Source organism: Mycolicibacter longobardus, assembly GCF_002102265.1.
Lineage (GTDB): Bacteria > Actinomycetota > Actinomycetes > Mycobacteriales > Mycobacteriaceae > Mycobacterium > Mycobacterium longobardum.
Map to the genome: position 1 here is coordinate 1 of NZ_LQPG01000059.1, position 19184 is coordinate 19184.

General features: G+C 69.0%; 11 protein-coding genes and 2 pseudogenes. 7 read left to right on the top strand and 6 right to left on the bottom strand.

What is annotated here, in order from left to right; translation table 11 throughout:
* Positions 1-785: 785 nt before the first annotated feature.
* Positions 786-1355, top strand: a pseudogene (locus tag AWC16_RS25815) (PGRS repeat-containing protein); the annotation flags it as partial.
* Positions 1356-1814: 459 nt separating this feature from the next.
* Here AWC16_RS25815 and fadD4 read toward each other — a convergent pair.
* From fadD4 to AWC16_RS23070, 4 genes are all read right to left on the bottom strand, one after another.
* Complete coding sequence (fadD4, locus tag AWC16_RS23055) at positions 1815-3332, bottom strand: fatty-acid--CoA ligase FadD4 (RefSeq protein ID WP_085267033.1); 1518 nt, start codon at positions 3330-3332, stop codon at positions 1815-1817.
* A gap of 83 nt (positions 3333-3415) precedes the next feature.
* Positions 3416-5236, bottom strand: a complete 1821-nt coding sequence (locus tag AWC16_RS23060; RefSeq protein WP_085267034.1) for a phosphoenolpyruvate carboxykinase (GTP) — start codon at positions 5234-5236, stop codon at positions 3416-3418.
* Between the two features lie 144 nt (positions 5237-5380).
* Positions 5381-6931: a coiled-coil domain-containing protein gene (locus AWC16_RS23065; RefSeq protein ID WP_234812402.1), complete on the bottom strand. Its 1551-nt coding sequence runs from the start codon at positions 6929-6931 to the stop codon at positions 5381-5383.
* The gene (locus tag AWC16_RS23070; protein WP_207572398.1) at positions 6928-7911 is read right to left on the bottom strand and encodes a hypothetical protein; all 984 of its coding nucleotides are present in this window, start codon (positions 7909-7911) and stop codon (positions 6928-6930) included. Before AWC16_RS23070 ends, AWC16_RS23065 begins: the two co-directional genes overlap by 4 nt.
* 173 nt (positions 7912-8084) lie before the next feature.
* Here AWC16_RS23070 and trmB point away from each other — a divergent pair, with 173 nt between their 5' ends.
* The 3 genes from trmB (at position 8085) to mmpL3 (ending at position 12617) form a co-directional block, all read left to right on the top strand.
* Entirely contained in the window at positions 8085-8912 is an 828-nt protein-coding gene (gene trmB / locus AWC16_RS23075) for a tRNA (guanosine(46)-N7)-methyltransferase TrmB (protein WP_085267063.1), read from the top strand.
* Complete coding sequence (locus AWC16_RS23080) at positions 8912-9607, top strand: NYN domain-containing protein (RefSeq protein WP_109561557.1); 696 nt, start codon at positions 8912-8914, stop codon at positions 9605-9607. Before trmB ends, AWC16_RS23080 begins: the two co-directional genes overlap by 1 nt.
* Positions 9608-9680: 73 nt before the next feature.
* Complete coding sequence (gene mmpL3 / locus AWC16_RS23085) at positions 9681-12617, top strand: trehalose monomycolate exporter MmpL3 (protein WP_085267036.1); 2937 nt, start codon at positions 9681-9683, stop codon at positions 12615-12617.
* On the opposite strand, the gene AWC16_RS23090 is transcribed toward mmpL3, so the two are convergent.
* On the bottom strand, positions 12577-13746 hold the full coding sequence (locus AWC16_RS23090; RefSeq protein WP_085267037.1) for an AI-2E family transporter: 1170 nt from the start codon (positions 13744-13746) through the stop codon (positions 12577-12579). The genes mmpL3 and AWC16_RS23090 overlap by 41 nt on opposite strands.
* A 78-nt stretch (positions 13747-13824) precedes the next feature.
* Here AWC16_RS23090 and AWC16_RS23095 point away from each other — a divergent pair, with 78 nt between their 5' ends.
* On the top strand, positions 13825-14976 hold the full coding sequence (locus AWC16_RS23095) for a lysylphosphatidylglycerol synthase transmembrane domain-containing protein (protein ID WP_234812403.1): 1152 nt from the start codon (positions 13825-13827) through the stop codon (positions 14974-14976).
* Between the two features lie 16 nt (positions 14977-14992).
* Here AWC16_RS23095 and AWC16_RS25425 read toward each other — a convergent pair.
* Positions 14993-15592: pseudogene (locus AWC16_RS25425) on the bottom strand (hemophore-related protein); the annotation flags it as partial.
* 74 nt (positions 15593-15666) lie between these two features.
* Between AWC16_RS25425 and AWC16_RS23105 the strand changes: the two are divergent.
* Both AWC16_RS23105 and AWC16_RS23110 read left to right on the top strand, forming a co-directional pair.
* On the top strand, positions 15667-18672 hold the full coding sequence (locus AWC16_RS23105) for an MMPL family transporter (protein ID WP_085267038.1): 3006 nt from the start codon (positions 15667-15669) through the stop codon (positions 18670-18672).
* Positions 18669-19184, top strand: a complete 516-nt coding sequence (locus AWC16_RS23110; RefSeq protein WP_085267039.1) for a helix-turn-helix domain-containing protein — start codon at positions 18669-18671, stop codon at positions 19182-19184. The genes AWC16_RS23105 and AWC16_RS23110 overlap by 4 nt, the downstream gene beginning before the upstream one ends.

Genomic DNA, 19184 nt, shown 5'->3' on the forward strand with positions numbered 1-19184 from the left:
CAGACCGAAGTCGTCAGCCTGTGCCGCCGGTGCAGCCGCCAACGGCGCCATCCCGAACGCCAGGAAAGCCCCGACCGAGGCAGCCGCTCCGATCGCGCGGTCACGCCGCCGCGATCCTCTCCGTCGAGTCCTTCGCTCTTCGCGTCGATCCTGTGCCATCGCTGACGGCCCCTTTCCTCTTTGCATATACCTTGTCAATGCTTATATGAAGCTGTGTACATGGTCGTATGGGCGCTAACCGTAGCGACTAAATCCCCGCGTGTCCACCAACATGCACCGACGTTCCACATCGAACCATACGAAATGCTTGGTTTACCTGCTTAGACAGACTGGTGGTTTAATCTATCCGTCGGATTGCTCAGCTATCCTGAAACCCGGCAAGCTTTGCCTGGGACCGTCACGATTCCCGGAATTTGACACCGGAAGGTTGATCTGTAATGCAGCTTCACCGCACCGAGGTCGTGCAGCGTCGAGCGCCACACGGTGTCGCCCCAGGTCAACGGGTCTGGCGGGCGGTGCCGGCACTGGCGGCGCTGGCCGCGCTCGGACTGGCGCCGGTGTCACCGGCGCCGTCCGCTCACGCGGACGAATTCGACTGGGTTGTGGATCTGCTCAGCCCGCTCTTCGGATTTCCGGAGGACGATGGCGGCGCCTCCACCGCGGCCCTCGACGGGTTCGACCCCGCTGCCGACGCGCTGCCGCTGGGCGCGGACGCGACCGGCATGGGCAGCTTCTATGAGTGGCTGCACCAAACCATGCAGGACTGGATCGACAGCCCGTCGGGCCAGCAGCTCGGCAATCTGATCAACCCGCTGTTCGCGCCGCTGACCCAGGGCGCGTGCGGTGTGATCTGCAACGGTGTCGACGGCACCGAGGACAACCCCGATGGCGGCGCCGGCGGGCTCTGGTTCGGTGACGGCGGCAACGGCTGGTCCTCGGACATCGAAGGCGTGGCCGGTGGCAACGGCGGCAACGGCGGCGGATTCGGCAACGGCGGCAACGGCGGCGCGGGAGGCCTGGGTGCCGATGGCGGCAACGGCGGCAACGGTGGCAACTTCTGGGGCAACGGCGGCAACGGCGGCCACGGCGGAGCCGGCACCGAAGACGGGGGCTCCGGCGGCAACGGCGGCAACGGCGGCCACGGCAACTACCTCTACGGCAGCGGCGGAGACGGTGGCGCCGGAGGCGCCGGCAGTGCCGCCGAGGGCAACGGGAGAACAGGCGGAGCAGGCGGCAACGGCGGCCGCGGCGGAGACGGCGGTCAGCTACTCGGCGGCGGTGGCGACGGCGGGCATGGCGGCATAGGCGGCGACGCGACCGGAACCGGCAGCCGAGGCGGAGCAGGCGGCGCAGGCGGCGCCGGCGGCAAGATCGGTGGCAGCGATGACCCGGCCGGCGGCGGCGATGGCGGCAACGGCGGCGCAGGCGGCGACGCGACCGGAACCGGCAGCCGAGGCGGGGCCGGCGGCGCAGGCGGCGCCGGCGGCGGCTACACCTCGGTGATCGTCGGCCCCTATGGCGCCGACGGCGGAGACGGCGGGGCCGGCGGCAACGGCGGAGACGCCAGCGGCGACGGCGGCGTCGGCGGCAGCGGCGGACGTGGCGGTCTCGGCGGACACGGGGTCGGATTCGGCGGCAACGGCGGAGACGGCGGAGACGGCGGCAACGGAGGCAACGGCAGCGGCGGAGCTACCGGGGGCCTGGCCGGCCCCGGCGGCGCAGGCGGACCCGGAACCGTTCACGGGGAATCCGGCGTCCAGGGAGCACCCGGTACGCCCGGCACCACGTCCTGACCGTCGGCTCGACGCGATGCGTCACGCCGAATACTTCGCCACCAGTTCGTTCTTGTACAGCTTGCCGGTGTCGGTGCGCGGCAGCTGCGCCTCGAATGCGATCGACCGCGGACATTTGTAGTGCGCCAAGCGATCCCGTAGCCATGCGAGCAGCTCCGCGCCGAACTCGGGCGTGGCGTCGTCGGGGTCGACGGTCTGCACAGCGGCCTTGACGCTCTGGCCCATCTCTTCGTCGGGAATCCCGAACACGGCGGCGTCGAGCACCTTCGGGTGCGTGACCAACGTGTTCTCCGCTTCCTGCGGATAGATGTTGACCCCGCCGGAGATGATCATGTGGTGGCGGCGATCGGTGAGATACAGGTAGCCCTCGTCGTCCAGATAGCCGATGTCGCCGACGGTCGTCCAACCATGTGTGTCACGCGATTTCGCCGTGTTCTCAGGGTCGTTGAGGTACTCGAAAACGTTGCCGCCCTCGAAGTAGATCTCGCCGGCCTGGCCGGGCGGCAACTCATTGCCGTCCTCGTCGAGGATGTGCACCGCACCGAACATCGGCTTGCCCACCGAACCGGGGCGGGCCAGCCACTCCTCGGCGCTGATCAGCGTGGAGCCGTGCGCCTCCGATGAGGCGTAGTACTCGTCGACGATCGGCCCCCACCAGTCGATCATCTGCTGCTTGATCTCCACCGGACATGGGGCCGCAGCGTGCATGACACGCTTGAGACTGGACACGTCATACGAATCGCGTACCGCTGCAGGAAGTTTCAGCATGCGGGTGAAATGCGCCGGAACGAATTGACCGTGGGTGACCTGGTAGCGCTGGATCGCGTCGAGAGCGGACTCTGCGTCGAACTTCTCCATGACGACGGTGGTCAACCCCGCCGCCTGCACCTGCATCGACCACACCGACGGCGCGGTGTGATACAGCGGCGCCGGGCTCAGATAGACCGCGCCGGGCCCCATCCACACCGAGACCAGCATCGCCATCAACCCGGGCACCTCGGCCGGCGGCAGATGCGGCAGCGGGCGTTTGATGCCCTTGGGCCGGCCCGTGGTGCCCGAGGAGTACTGCAGCAGATCACCCTCGATCTCGTCATCGATGGGCGTATCCGGTTGGTCGGCAACGCATTCCGGGTAGCGCAACCAACCCTCGAGGTCATCATCGGCGATCATCCGCAGCGCCGGCAGGCCGGCCGGCAAATGTGCCGCCAAGCCCGCACAGGTCTGGTGCAGCGCCGCCGAGCCGAGGATCGCCTTGGCGTTGCTGTTGTCGACGATGTAGGCGGCCTCGGCGGCGGTCAGGTGGGTGTTGATCGGCACGTAGTACAGGCCGCTGCGCCGCGCGGCCCACATCGCCGCGTGGATGTGCTCGTTGTTCTCCATGAGAATCGCGACCACGTCGCCCTCGGCCAGCCCGGCCGCCCGGAAGAAATGTGCCAACCGGTTGGCGCGGGCCTCAAGCTCGGCGAAGGTGATGACAGTGCCGGAAGGGTGCAGGATGACGGCTGGGTTGTCGGCGCCGAGATGTTCGCGAATCTGCATGCGCTGACTGTACTGAAACCAAACTTGACGGCTGTCAAGTGGTGGCGTCACTCCGGGCCGGCGGTCACCCGGCGAAAGGGCTTCTAGCCCAGGCGCTGCTTGAGAGCGTCGAACTCATCGCGCAGGCCGGTGGGCAGCTTGTCGCCGATGAACTCGAACCACTCCTCGATCAGCGGCAGCTCGGCGCGCCACTCGTCGGCGTCCACAATCAGCGCCTGGTCCACGTCGGCCGCGGTCACGTCCAGGCCGTCGAGGTCCAAGTCCGCAGCGGTCGGCACGGTGCCGATCGGGGTCTCCCGACCGCCGGCCGTGCCCTCGACCCGTTCGACGACCCACTTGAGCACCCGGCTGTTCTCGCCGAAGCCCGGCCACAGGAAGCGGCCGTCGTCGCCGCGGCGGAACCAGTTGACGAAGAACACCTTCGGCAGCTTGGACTCATCAGAGTGCTTGCCGGTGTCGATCCAGTGCTGCATGTAGTCCCCGGCGTTGTAGCCGATGAAGGGCAGCATCGCCATCGGGTCGCGGCGGACCTTGCCGACGGTGCCCTCGGCGGCGGCAGTCTGCTCGCTGCCCATGGTGGCGCCGATGAACACCCCGTGCTGCCAGTCGCGGGCCTGGCTCACCAGCGGCACCGTGGTCTTGCGACGGGCGCCGAACAGGATCGCCGAGATCGGCACGCCCTGCGGGTCGTCCCACTCCGGCGCCAGGATCGGGCACTGCGACATCGGGGTGCAGTACCGCGAGTTCGGGTGAGCGGCAGGGGTTCCCGACTCGGGCGTCCAGTCGTTACCCTTCCAGTCGGTGAGGTGCGCGGGGGTGTCCCCGTCGATGCCCTCCCACCACACGTCGTTGTCGTCGGTGTGGCCGACGTTGGTGTAGACGGTGTTGCCCGCCTCCAGCGTGATCATCGCGTTCGGGTTCGAGCTGCGGCTGGTACCCGGCGCGACCCCGAAGAATCCCGCCTCGGGGTTCACCGCGTACAGCCGGCCGTCCTTGCCGAACCGCATCCAGGCGATGTCGTCACCGAGGGTCTCGGCCCGCCAGCCCGGGATGGTCGGCTGGATCATCGCGAGGTTGGTCTTGCCGCACGCCGACGGGAACGCCGCCGCCACGTAGTAAGCCTTGTTCTCCGGCGAGATCAGCTTGAGGATCAGCATGTGCTCGGCCAGCCAGCCCTCGTCGTGGGCCATCGCCGAGGCGATCCGCAGCGCGTAGCACTTCTTGCCCAGCAGCGCATTGCCGCCGTAACCCGAACCGTAGCTCCAGATCTCGCGAGTCTCCGGGAAGTGGGTGATGTACTTCTCGGAGTTGCACGGCCACGGCACGTCCTGCTCGCCGTCGGCCAGCGGGGCACCCACCGAGTGCAGGCCCTTGACGTAGGCGCCGTCGGTGCCGATCTTCTCCAGCGCCGCGGTTCCCATCCGGGTCATCACCTTCATCGACGCCACCACGTAGGGCGAGTCGGTGATCTCGATGCCGAGCTTGGGGTCCTCGGCGCCCAGCGGACCCATGCAGAACGGGATGACGTACATGGTGCGGCCACGCATGCAGCCCCGGTACAGCTCGGTCATGGTGGCCCGCATCTCGTCGGGGTCCATCCAGTTGTTGGTGGGGCCGGCGCCTTCGGGCGTCTGGCTGCAGATGAAGGTGCGCGACTCGACCCGGGCGACGTCGGCGGGGTCGGAGAGCGCCAGGTAGGAGTTGGGCTTCTTATTCTCGTCGAGCTTGACTGCCGCACCGGAGTCCACCAGCAGGGCCATCAGCCGGTTCCACTCCTCCTCGGAACCGTCCGCCCACTCCACCCGGTCGGGCTGGGTGAGCTCCGCGACCTCCCGAACCCAGGCCAGCAACCCGCTGTGTTTGGTGGGGGCGGCGTCCAGACCGGGAATGGTCGCTGAGGTCATTGAGCTCTCCTGTGTAACCTGTGTCACTTGGTGGCGTTGCCGCTGATGCGCGCCGCTGCTCACCTCTTATACCGTCATTAAATAAGAGGTTACCGTGGATAGCTGCGCGGGTCGAAACGGGCGTCGAACGGGCTCGAAGCCCGGCTAACCCGCGACCGCCTCCCCGGCGTCAACGGAACCGGATTCACCCAGTTCATGCGGCGGTCCCAGCTTCGCCTCTCCTCCGTCGAGCCTCGCTGAACCGCCGAGTTCAGACCGCACCGCATTCAGCGCCCGCCGCAGGGTCGGCAGCTGGCGATCACGCACTGCGGCGGCCCGGGCGCTCGCGGCCGCATGTTCGCGCAATTCCCGATCCAGCCCGGCGATCCGGTCGGCGGCCCGGGCCGCTTCGATCTCATTGCGCTGGGTGAGTTCGGCCGTGAGTGCCGAATCCGCGGCCACCATCCGAAGGGCCACCAGCTCCTGCACCCTGGCCCGCAGCGAGTCGACGGCCTCGCTCACCCAACGATCCAGCACCGCGCGGTCACGCAGCAGCCCGCGGATGCGCACCACCCACACCGTGACCGCCACCCCGACGACAACGCATCCGGCCGCACCGGCCGCGGTCAACGCCGGAGCCAGGTGCGCGAAGAGCCGGCTCAGCGTCAACGCCACCCCAAGTCCGAAGCCGGCCCCCAGCAGCGTCGTCAATTGGGTCTCCAGGCGCCGCGACTTCAGTGCCGGCTCCCCGGTTTCGATCGCAGGAACCGGCGGGTGCACGCCGGTCTGCGGAACCGCGGCGGATTCCCCCGCAAGGCCCAGTTCGTGGGCGACATCGGCCAGATGCTCGGTAACCCCCTGATCGACCTCCGCCACCACCTCGGCCAGCCGGTCACGCACATAGGCCTCGAACTCGGGCAGCCGGCGCCGGGTCATGCCCGCGGCGTCCTCGGCGAGCTCGCTGCGCACCGAGGAACATCGCTTGCGGGCGAAATAGGACAGCTGCACCCGCGCCTGGGCGATGCGGCTGCGTAACGCGATCACCCGCTCCGATTTCGACATCCGCCGCTGCCGCACCTCCTGGTCGCGCTGCTCCTGCAGCAGCCGCACCCGGGCGCGCCGCCCGTCCGCGCGGGCGTCCCGGTCGATCCGTTCGGCGTCGCTGCGTAACTGGAACTCCCACGAGCGCAATCGGTTTCGCCGTCGCACTTCGCTGTCACCGAGCTGTTCGCGCAGTTCGGCCACCAGGTCCTCGACAGCTGGCTCGCCTCGCTCGGGCGCCGCAGCCGCCCCCACCCACGCCACGTCGCGGTAGCGCGGCGCGTAGCCGGCCAGGGTTTCGCGAGCGGCCTCCCGCATCTCGCGCCACTGGCGGTGTGCGTCGATCTTCGACACCACGCCGATCACCACGTCGGTGTGGGCGGCCGCGGCATCGAGCAGCGCACAGTCCGACTCGGTCAGGGCAGCAGCCGCCGACACCACGAAGACCACCGCCGTCGGCACCTCCGCCGGCCCCAGTTCGGCGGCTTCCAGGACGAGCCACTGCGGCAGCCGCTCGGCCAAGATCGACGCCACCGAACTGACCCCGGAAAGCCAGGGCCCGGCAACTGCCACCACGTCGCGGCGTCGCACCGCCGGCGGACGCGCGCCGGGCGCGATCTCGGCCACCATTGCATCCACCCGGGCGGCCGGGTCATCGCCGGGTTCAGCGGTCATGGCAGGCCCCGCGTCGCCGACCACGCCCGCAGCGATCCCCTGGCGATGTCTACGGCGCAGGCGCGCTGGGCGGCACCGACCGGTGCGCCTCGGTAGGCCTGCCACCGCCGCGCCCGCCGCAGTGCCGGTTCATCCGGTACCCATTGCTCTTGGACCACGGCTGCCGCCGCGGTCATCCGGGCGGCGACCGCCGCGTCGGCGACCAGGAACTCATCGATCCGCGAGTCACCGACGGCCATCGCCTCCAACCGCACCACCGCCTGCGACATCCGCCGATGATGCGGGCCGGCACCCATCGCGGCCAGGCGTTCGACGACGCCGTCGATGCCGCTGAGCCGGCGCAGCATGGTCCGGGCCCGCCCCGCGGTGCCACCTTGCCGCGCCAGCTCGAGCATCCGCTCGATCCCGGACAGGTCGAGCACGGCGCACAGCCGTTCGCGTACCGGTCGCGGCACCGGGTGCGGGCAGCTCACGAACTGCCCGGCCGAGCTGAGGTCGCCAGGCTGCTCTGCCAGTTGCCGACACACCTCCCACAGTCCGCGGTCCAGCCCTGCGCCCGGCCGATCGCCCAGCGCGGCCAGCGCGAACAGCGCCGACATCGGCTCGACCGGTACCCGCATCGCCGCCGCGGCGCCCGCGGCGCCGCAGTGCCCCGCCAGGTCTGCCTTGTTCAGCACCACCAGCACCGACCGGTCCCCGGTGTCCTGCCGAACGGCAACGTCTTCCACGTCCTCCGGCTTCACCACCTCGGCAATGACATGGACGGTCATGTCGGCGTCCGAACCGGACCGCCCGGCAATGCGCACCCCGGCGGCGGCCAGCGCCGCGGCAACGGTGCGCCGGCCGACCCCGCGCCGGCCGGACACCGCGACCCGCAGCGGTGCGGTGATGTCCGCGGCGATCGCCGACAACCGCGGATCGGAGATCTCGGCGGCCAGCTGGGTCAGCGCATCGGCGAACAGCTGGTGCCCCTGTGTCACGACCAATGCCTCCCGCATCGCGTAATCAGCCCATCCCGGAGGCAATGGTGTCAGCTGCGCCGCAGGGATGCGAGTCACCTGCCTGCCGCAGGCAACAGTCTTTAGGCAACTGTTGGGTATCAATGTGGACCGCGAAGTGGGTACACGTGGGTCCATGAGCGACCATGGACTGCATGCATGCCCCGCGCGACGTCGAGACGGCATCGGACGTCCCGGGCGCCCCCGGTTTCGAAACCCCCGGTCCGCGCCGTTTCCGAAACTTCAGCGTCCGTTACCGGCACTCCGCGCTGTCCGCGGGCCAGCGCCAGACCTGGGAACGGCTCTGGCCCGAGTTGGGCGCAGACGTCGTGCCCCCGGACGGGACCGGCGGTTCAGCGAGGCTCGATGGAGGAGAGCCGAAGCTGGGACCGCCGCATCAACCCGACCGCACCGATCCGCTGGACACGCAGCGCTGGTTCGGCCGCGACGCGCCGGTGGTGCTCGAGATCGGCTGCGGAGCCGGGACCTCCACAGTCGCGATGGCCCAGGCCGAGCCGGACCTGGATGTGATCGCCGTCGAGGTCTACGAGCGAGGGCTGGCGCAGCTGCTGTGCGCGATCGAGCGCGAGCACCTGGGAAATATCCGGCTGCTGCGCGGCGACGGCCTCGAGGTGCTCGAACACCTGATCGCGCCGGAGTCGCTGATCGGCGTGCGGGTCTTCTTTCCCGACCCGTGGCCCAAGGCGCGCCACCACAAGCGGCGGCTGCTGCAGCCGGCGACCATGGCCCTGATCGCCGACCGGCTGAAACCGGGCGGGGTGCTGCACGCGGCGACCGACCATGCCGACTACGCGGTGCAGATCGCCGAGTCCGGCGACGGCGAACCGCGCCTGCGCCGGGTCACGGACGCTCCCACGCGAACTGGCCTACCGATCTCGATCGCGCGCCCCACCACCAAGTACGAGGCAAAGGGCCGCGATGCGGGCAGCGTGATCAACGAGTTCGTCTGGGAGCGAATCTGATGACCGGCCCCGGCTTGAAGACCGAGCTGGATGCCGGTCCGGCCGGCACCGACCCGGCCGCTGACGCCGAACCCGCCCGCCGGGTGCTGCTGGTGTGGGACGCCCCGAACCTGGACATGGGCCTGGGCGCGATCCTGGGCCGGCGTCCGACCGGGGTGGAACGGCCCCGATTCGACGCGCTGGGCCGCTGGCTGCTCAACCGCACGGCGGAGATCGCGGCGTCTCACCCGCAGATCAGGGTCGAGCCCGAGGCCACCGTGTTCACCAACATCGCGCCGGGCAGCGCCGACGTCGTCCGGCCGTGGGTGGAGGCGTTGCGCAACGTGGGTTTCGCCGTCTTCGCCAAGCCGAAGATCGATGAGGACAGTGATGTCGACTCCGACATGCTCGAGCACATCGCGCTGCGGAAAGACCAGGGACTGGCCGCGGTGGCGGTGGCCTCCGCCGACGGTCAGGCGTTCCGGGAACCGCTGGAGGAACTCTGCGGGCTCGGCGTAGCCGTGTCCGTGCTCGGATTTCGCGAACATGCGAGCTGGGCGCTAGCCTCGGATACCTTGGAGTTCGTCGACTTGGAAGACATCCCTGGTGTGTTCCGGGAGCGGCTGCCGCGAATCAGCCTGGATTCGCTGCCGGAACAAGGGGCCTGGCTCCCGCCGTTCCGGCCGCTGAGCTCCCTGCTGACCTCGCGAGAGTGACAAACTGGAGAGCCTGAAGAGGACGCGCGGGTCGCCAAAGATGTCTCAACAGACTTTAGTGAGGAGCGTATAGGTGTTCGCCTGGTGGGGTCGAACTGTATACCGCTACCGGTTCATCGTAATCGGCGTGATGGTGGCGCTCTGCCTGGGCGGTGGCGTCTACGGGATGAGCCTGGGCGACCACGTCACCCAGAGCGGCTTCTATGACGACGGCAGCCAGTCCGTGCAGGCGTCGATCGTCGGCGACGAGGTCTACGGCCGGGACCGGACCAGCCACGTGGTGGCGGTGTTCACCGCCCCGAAGGGCGAGACCGTCGACGACAAGCAGTGGTTCGAGGGGGTCAAAAGCGGCCTGAACAAGGTCAAAGACGACCACCCCGACCAGATCCTGAGCTGGGTCGGCTACTTCACCAATCCCGAAGCGCTGAGCAACATGGCCGACGCGAGCAAGAAGCATGCCTTCGCATCGATCCAGCTCAAGGGCGACGACGACGACACCATCCTGAAGAACTACCAGGCAGTCGAACCGGATCTGCAGGGACTCGACGGGGGCAAAGCCGAACTCGGCGGCCTGCAGCCGATCGCCAACGCCCTGACCGGAACCATCGCAAGCGACCAGCAGCGGATGGAGGTGCTGGCGCTTCCGCTGGTGGCGGTGGTGTTGTTCTTCGTGTTCGGCGGGGTGATCGCCGCCAGCCTGCCGGTGATCGTCGGTGGTTTGAGCATCGCCGGGGCGACCGGCATCCTGCAGCTCACCACCCACTTCGGGCCGGTGCACTTCTTCGCCCAACCGGTGGTCTCGCTGATCGGTCTGGGTATCGCGATCGACTACGGGCTGTTCGTGGTGAGCCGGTTCCGCGAAGAGATCGCCGAGGGCTACGACACCGAGGCGGCGGTCCGGCGCTCGGTGATGACGGCGGGGCGCACCGTGGTGTTCTCCGCGGTGCTGATCATCGCCTCCTGCGCCAGCCTGCTGGTACTGCCGCAGGGATTCGTGCACTCGCTGACCTACGCCTTCTTCGCCTCGGTGGGGCTGGCCGCCTTGCTGTCGATCACCCTGCTGCCGGCCATTCTGGGTGTGCTCGGCAACAACGTCGACGCCCTCGGAGTCCGTACCCTCTACCGGATACCGTTCCTGCGGGACTGGGAGTTCTCCAACCGCATCATCGGCTGGTTCGCCGAGAAGACCCAGAAGACCAAGACCCGTGAAGAGGTCGAGGCCGGGTTCTGGGGCAAGCTGGTCAACTACGTGATGCAGCGGCCGCTGGCGTTCGCGATCCCGATCGTGGTCGCGATGATCCTGCTGATCATCCCGCTGGGGAAGTTGTCGTTCGGTGGGATGAGCGAGAAGTATCTGCCGCCGGACAACACCGCCCGGGTGGCCCAGGAACACTTCGACGAGATCTTCCCCGGCTTCCGCACCGAGAAGCTGACGCTGGTGATCAAGAGCGACGCCGACAAGCCGGTCAGCGACCAACAGGTCGCCGACATCCGCAACCGGGCGATGTCGATCAGCGGGTTCGTGGTCCCCGACGACGACCCGGCCGGGATGTGGAAGGAACGCCCGTACCTGCCCGGGGCCTCCAAGGATCCGTCCGTCCGGGTGATCGAGAACGGCTTGATCAACCGCAACGATGCCGCGCAGAAGATCAAGGCACTGCGCGCCATGAGCACACCCAAGGGCCTGGAGGTGCTGGTCGGCGGAACCCCCGCGCTCGAGCAGGACAGCATCCACGCGATGGTCGACAAGGGGCCGCTGATGCTGGTGATCCTGCTGATCACCACCACGCTGCTGATGTTCCTGGCATTCGGGTCGTTGGTGCTGCCGTTGAAGGCCGCGGTGATGAGTGCGCTCACGATCGGGTCGACCATGGGCATCTTGACCTGGATGTTCGTCGACGGCCACGGCGCCGGGCTGCTGAACTTCACCCCCACGCCGCTGATGGTGGTGGTGATCGCGCTGGTTGTCGCGGTGGGCTGGGGCCTGGCCACCGACTACGAGGTGTTCCTGGTCTCCCGAATGGTGGAGGCACGAGAATCCGGGATGTCGACCACCGAGGCGATCCGGATCGGCACCGCGACCACCGGCCGGCTTATCACCGCGGCCGCGCTGATCCTCGCGGTGGTCGCCGCGTCGTTCGTGTTCTCCGATCTGGTGATGATGAAGTATCTGGCGTTCGGCCTGATGGCCGCGCTGCTGCTGGATGCCACCGTGATCCGGATGTTCCTGGTGCCGGCGGTGATGAAGCTGCTCGGCGACGACTGCTGGTGGGCGCCGCGCTGGATGAAGCGCCTCCAGAATCGGATCGGGCTCGGCGAGATCCGGCTGCCCGACGAACGGCGCAGGGTCCCCCGCCGCGTCGCACCCGGGGCTGTCGAGCCGACCCCGGTGGGAGCTGCGGCCCCGGTCGCAGCTGCGGCCCCGCGCCCGACCCACGACCCCACCCACCCCGCGCCCGGAAGAGCACCCCAGGCACGGGCACGCGCCGCCGAACAGCTTCCGACCCGGCCGGTGAGCGGCAACCCGTCCGGCGCCCGAACCAACCGGATCACCACCGGCCCGGATGAACCTCCCACCACCCGGTTCTCGGCTGCCGACCCGGCCACCGAGCGGGTGGAGTCCCCCGGCAAGGACGTGCCGGGCTCGGCCGGGACCGACCGCGAGATCGAGTCCTGGCTGGGCGAGCTGCGGGGCGGTCGCCGCGGCCGGCAGACCGACACCGATCCGGAGCCGTCCGACGAGCGGACCCGCTCGCTGCCGAAGCCGGGGACCACAGCGGACGCCGGAAGCTCAGCAGGCGGCCCGGAGGACACCGAGAACGCCCCGACCACGGCCATCCCCGCTCAGGGCGCTCCGACTGATCCCGAGAACCCTGCCACCGAGAAGTTCACCGCTGTCGGCGACCAGGCCGGCGACGACCCGGAGGGCAACCCGCAGAGTACTCAGCGGCGCGGTGCCACCGGCGGCCTCAGCGCTGCTGAGCTGCTGCGTCGGGAGGGCCGGTACTGAGCTCGTCGTCGGCGGTTTCCGAGGCGACTTCCGGCACCGGAGCATCGGCGTCATCCGGGATATCAGGCGGGTCCGAGGCCGGCGAACCGATCAGCGCACGCACCGCTCGGTCGATGAAGGCGATCGTCGGGACGGCGAGCAGGGCACCGACGATGCCGGCCAGGATTCCGCCGGTTGAGATGCCCAGCACCACCGCCAGCGGATGGATCGAGACGGCGCGTCCCATCACCAGCGGCTGCAGCACATGGGCCTCCAGCTGGTTGACCGCGATGATCAGCCCCAACGTGACCAACGCGTAGATCCAGCCCTTGGCGATCAGGGCGACCAGCACCGCCAGCAGTCCGGTGAGCACCGCACCGACCAGCGGGATGAACGCGCCCAGGAACACCAGGGAGGCCAGCGGCAGCGCCAACGGCACGGCCATGACCGCCAGACCGACGCCGATCCCGACGGCGTCGACCAGCGCCACCAGGAAGGTGGCCCGGACGTAGCCGATCAGCGACTCGAAGCCAGCGATCCCGGCCCGGTGCACCCGGTCGCGCACCTCGCTCGGGAAGATCTTGACGGTGAACCGCCAGATGTCGCGGCCGCCGTAGAGGAAAAAAATCAGCGTGAACAGCACGACGAAGGCGCCGGTGAAGATCTTGGTGACGGTCTCGGCCGTCGACAGCGCCCCGCTGGTCAGCTTGGCCTGGTTGTTGCGCAGCCCGGTGACCACGGTGTCGCCGATGCTGTCGATCTGCTCGCTGCTCAGGTGCAGCGGCCCTTCGATCAGCCAGCGCTGGGTCGAGTTGACTATCTGGGTGACCTGTTCGACCAGCTCCGGCACCCCATCGATGAACTGGTCCACCACGAAGCTCAGCAGGCCGGCGAGCACCGCCAGACCGGAGAGCAGCAGCAGGAACACCGCCAGGCCGCGAGGCACCCCGCGGCGGTCCAGCCAGTCGACGCCGGGCAGCAGCAACGCCGACATCATCATCGCCACCAACACCGGGACGACGATCACCTCGAGCCGCCGGAAGACGAGCAGTACCACCATTACCGCGGCGAACAACACCAGCAGGCGCCAGGCCCACGCGGCGGCTTTGCGCACCGTCGGATGTACGGATTCGTCTGCGCTGGCTGACATTCCGGTAGCGTAACGATGTCGCAGCGGGAGCACATCTACTAGCCGAATATCAACCTCAGGTGGCTAGCCTCTAATTTCGTGTCCCACGACTCCAAGTACCGGTGGGTGCGCCCGGCGATCCTCGGTCTGATCGCGGCGGTGATCACCGTCGAGATCGCGCTGGTGTGGGACCAGGTTTCGGCCGCCTGGCGCAGCCTGTGGCGCGCGGAGGGATACTGGCTGTTCGGCGCGGTGGTTGCCGCGGCGGCGTCCATGCACAGCTTCGCCCAGATCCAGCGGACCCTGCTGCGCTCGGCCGGGGTGCAGGTCACCCAGTGGCGCTCGGAAGCCGCCTTCTACGCCGCCAACTCGCTGAGCACCACGCTGCCCGGCGGTCCGGTGCTCTCGACGACGTTCCTGTACCGCCAGCAGCGGCGCTGGGGAGCCTCCGCGGTGGTGGCGTCGTGGCAGCTGGTGATGTCGGGGGTGCTGCAGGCCGTCGGGCTGGCGCTGTTGGGTCTGGGTGGAGCGTTTCTGCTCGGCGCCCGAAACAATCCGTTCTCCCTGCTGTTCACCCTCGGCGGCTTCATCGCTCTGCTGCTGCTGGCCCAGGCGGTCGCCTCGCGGCCGGAGTTGATCGACGGCATCGGCGTGCGCGTGCTGTCCTGGGTCAACTCCGTGCGCGACCAGCCCGCCGATACCGGTGTGACGACCTGGCGCAGGATGCTGGGGCAGCTGGAGTCCGTGAGCCTGGGTCGCCGCGCAGCCTCGACGGCATTCGGCTGGTCACTGTTCAACTGGGTGGCCGACGTCGCGTGCCTGGCCTGCGCGGCCTATGCCGCCGGTGGGCACGCGTCGGTCGCCGGGTTGACGGTGGCCTACGCGGCCGCCCGCGCGGCGGGAACGATTCCGCTGATGCCGGGCGGGCTGCTGGTTGTCGAAGCCGTATTGGTGCCGGGTCTGGTGTCCAGCGGTATGAACTGGCCGGACGCCATCTCCGCGGTGCTGATCTACCGGATGATCAGCTGGTTGCTGGTCGCCGCCGTCGGCTGGGCGGTGTTCTTCTTCGTCTTCCGCACCGAGCACACGGCCGGCTGCGACGACACGGCCGGCTGCGCCCCGATTCTCAGCGAACCGCTACCGGTTGGGTCATCGGCAGGGCGCCGCCGGGCAGCGCCCCGGGCACGCCACCAGGCAGACCTCCCTGGGCCTGGACTGCCTGCAGCAGCCCGAGCACCTGCGGCAGGCTGACCGCCAGCTTGCACTGGTCGCCGACCTCCTGCACCGGCGCGATGATCTTGGCCAGGTCGTCCTGAACCTTCGGGTTGGCCTCGAAATGGCTCTTGAGGTTTGCCAGCGTCTGCGGGCCGGGCTGTTGCTGCAGGGCTCCCGTCATCACCTGGTTGGTTTCCGGGTGCGAGTCGAGGTAGTCGCCGGTCGAGGTGACGGCCTTGCCCACCGTCCGGGCGATCTCACTGGCCACGCAGGGGTCTTTGGCCGCGGTCGCCGGCGGCGTCGAGGGGGTCGCCAGCACGGTGGCGGCGACGGCGCCGCCCAAGGCGGCAACGGCAAGGCCCGACAGGCCGCGGCGCAGGGCCGCACGGGTGGTGTTCACGAACTGCTCCTCACAACTGGCGACACTTCCGATCGGCCCCGCCACGTTGCAGATGGCGCTCGGGTGTTGCTCGGGATGTTTCGGTCTCCTGGGATGTCTCCCGGCAGCAGCGGCACGATCCGGGAGGTCCGCCCGCCATCCTGGCAGCAACCACCCACCGCCGCCACCCGAGCACACGTCAGCCTGGTCACAGTGCGGTTCCCGGACGGCATCGGAGCAGCTCAGGGCGACGAGAAACGGCCAGTGCGACATGTCGCTGCGGTAGGCTCGCAACACGCGACGCACTGGTGCGGGCGAGAGCGGGGAGAACCGAAATCCAGCAGTTCATGATGCGCTTCAGCAACAACCTGCGCAGATTCCGCTGGGTGGTCTTCACAGGTTGGTTACTGGCTGTGCTCGCCGCGCTCTACCTGGCCGCCACCCAGTCCGGTCATCTCACCGGTGGGGGCTTCGAAGTCCAGGGGTCGCAGTCCCTGCACGTGCAATACCAGCTCGAGGACCACTTCCCCGAGCAGGGCGCATCACCGCTGGCATTGGTGGCGGCCCCCCGCGCCGACGCCACCTACCGGGACATGAAGGACGCCGTGGCGCTGCTGGAACGGGTCGCCGGGGAGGTGGCCAGCGTGACGGTGCTGCCCGAGACGGCGCAGCCGCCGCCCCGGCCCGACCGGCCCTACGTGGTGTCGCTGCGGGTGGACTTCAACAACACCGGCGCCGTCGACGTCGCCAAGAAGCTGCGCGCCAAGCTGGGCGTCGACGGCGAGCATCCCGGCCACATCGAGAACGGGTCGGTGAACCTGTATGTGATCGGGCAGGGCGCGCTCGGTGCCGCGGCGTCGGCGAAGACCAAGCAGGACATCGGCAAGGCCGAGCGGTGGAATCTGCCGATCGTCCTGATCGTTTTGCTGGCGGTGTTCGGCTCGCTGGCGGCCGCCGCGATCCCCCTGGCGCTCGGGATCGGCACGGTGATCGTCACCATGGGACTGGTCTATCTGCTGTCGCTGTTCACCGCGATGTCGGTGTTCGTCACCTCGACTGTGTCGATGTTCGGGATCGCGCTGGCCATCGACTACTCGCTTTTCATCCTGATGCGCTACCGCGAAGAACTGCGGGCCGGGCGCCAGCCGCAGGAGGCCGTCGACGCGGCGATGGCGACGTCGGGTCTGGCGGTGGTGCTGTCCGGGCTGACCGTGGTGGCCTCCCTGACCGGGATCTACCTGATCAACACCCCGGTGCTGGTGTCGATGGCCACCGGAGCGATCCTGGCCGTCTCGGTGGCGGTGCTGGCATCGGTCAGCCTCACCCCGGTGGTGCTGGCGGTGTTCGGCCGGGCGGTGGCCAAGCGGTCCGCGCTGCTGCACTGGGCACGCAGCCCGCAGACCGGCCAGTCGCGGTTCTGGACGCACTGGACGGCTGCGGTGATGCGCCGCCCGTGGGCCTCGGCACTGGTCACCGCGGGATGCCTGCTGGCGCTTGCGGCCCCGGCGCTGTCGCTGTCGCTGGGCAACAGCATGCTGCGCCAGTTCGACTCCTCCCACGAGATCCGGGGCGGGGTGGCTGCGGCAGCCCAAGCCCTCGGTCCAGGCGCGTTGGGACCGATCCGGGTGCTGGTCACCATCCCCGGCGCCGACGCGTCGGCGCCGGCGCACGCCGAGACCTTCGCGGCGATCCGGCAGGAGATGACGCAGGCCCCCAATATCGCCTCGGTGTCCCCGCCGGTCTTTGGCAATGACAACAGCAGCGGCCTGCTGTCCGCGGTGCTGTCGGTCGATCCCGAGGACATGGCCGCGCGCGCGACCATCGACTGGATGCGCGAAAACCTGCCGGCGGCGGCCGGTTCGCCGGGGGTGCGGGTGGACGTCGGCGGCCCGACCGCGTTGATCAAGGACTTCGACGACCGGGTCGCGGCGGCTGAACCGTGGGTGCTGGTGTTCGTGGCGCTGATTGCGTTCTTGATGCTGTTGATCTCGATCCAGTCGGTGTTGCTGGCCCTCAAGGGCGTCGTGATGACGGTGCTGTCGGTGGCGGCCGCCTACGGAAGCCTGGTGATGGTGTTCCAGTGGGGGTGGCTGGAGCGGTTCGGTTTCGCGGCGACCGGTTCGATCGACACCTTCATCCCGCCGTTGGTGCTGGCGATGACGTTCGGTCTGTCGATGGACTACGAGATCTTCCTGCTGACCCGGATCCGGGAGCGGTTCCTGCAGTCCGGCAACACCCACGACGCGGTCGCCTACGGGGTGAGCACCAGCGCGCGCACCATCACCAGCGCCGCCCTGATCATGATCGCGGTGTTCATCGGATTCGCGTTCGCCGGGATGCCGCTGGTCGCCGAACTGGGTGTGGCCTGCGCGGTGGCCATCGCGGTGGACGCCACGGTGGTGCGGCTGGTGCTGGTCCCGGCACTGATGGCGATGTTCGCCGAGTGGAACTGGTGGCTGCCGCGCTGGCTGGCCCGGATCCTGCCGTCGGTGGACTTCGAAAAGCCGCTGCCCACGGTGGATCTGGGCGATGTCGTGGTGATCCCCGATGACATCTCCGCGCTGATCACGCCCAGCGCCGACCTTCGCGTGGTGGTGAAGTCCGCCGCCAAGCTCAAAGGCCTGGTTCCCGACGCGGTCTGCGTCAGCGACCCGTTGGCGCTGCGCGGCTGCGGCGTGGCCGAAGTCGCCACCAGCAAGATCGAAGCGCTGCCGGTCGGCGCGGGATCGCCGAGATCGGGAGGAGCGCAGCCGGCCGGCGGCACCGTGGTGGGCCACGCACTGGCAAAGCTCACCGGCGGCTGGCAGGCCCGCACCGGCACCGACCGGGCGCAGCCCCGTACGGTGCGGCCGGTTCACCCGGTCACGGTGTGGCGACGCCGGCTCGCGATCGCACTGGACGCACTGGAGACCGAGACCTGGGTGGCCAACGAGATCGGGCTGGAGATTCCGGCCTTGACCCGGTGCCGACCGATGGAGACCGCCGCCGTCCAGCTGCCCACCGGCGACCGGCTGCAGATCCCCACCGGCGCCGAAACCCTGCGCCTGGCGGGGTATCTGCTGCTTTCGCGCAACAACCACCGGGACTACGTCGAGCTCGCCGAGCTAGCCGACGTACTGGACCCGAAAACCGTTGCTGGGGCACTCAGCGGAATCGACAGGTACTACTCTGGTCAACCAGCCGAACGACAATGGATGGCCACCCAGCTGGTCTGTCGGCTAGCCGATCCGGAGCCCACCGAACGCGGCGAAGACGCTTCCGGCGACGATGCGCCCGGGGCGAGTCCGGACTGGGAGCATGTCCGGGCGCGCTGCCTGGCGGTTGCCGTGGCGATGTTGGAGGAGGCGAGGTGACGTTGGCCGCGGACCGACGCCGTGGATCGCTGCCGCTCAGGGCTGGTTCAAGGCCCGCTGCCCGGTCCGGCGACACCGACCGGCCGGTCGAGTTCTGGCCGACGTCGGCTATTCGCTCGGCGCTGCAGAGCGGCGATATCGCCACCTGGCAGCTCATCGTGGTGGCACTCAAGCGCGACCCTTACGGGCGCACCGCCCGCCAGGTCGAAGAGGTGCTGGAGGGCACCGAATCGTTCGGTATCTCCAAGGCGCTGTCGGAGGTGCTGACCCGCACCCGGGCCCACCTGGAGGCCAACGAACGCGCCGAGGTCGCGCGTCACATGCGGGTGCTGATCGAGCGCTCCGGTCTGAGCCAGCAGGAGTTCTCCTCGCGGGTCGGGGTGCCCGCCGACACGCTCGGTGAATACCTCAACGGCACGGTCAGCCCGCCGGCCTCGCTGATGATCCGGATGCGCCGACTGTCGGATCGGTTCGTCAAACTGCACACCCGCGACGCACCCGACGACATCTGA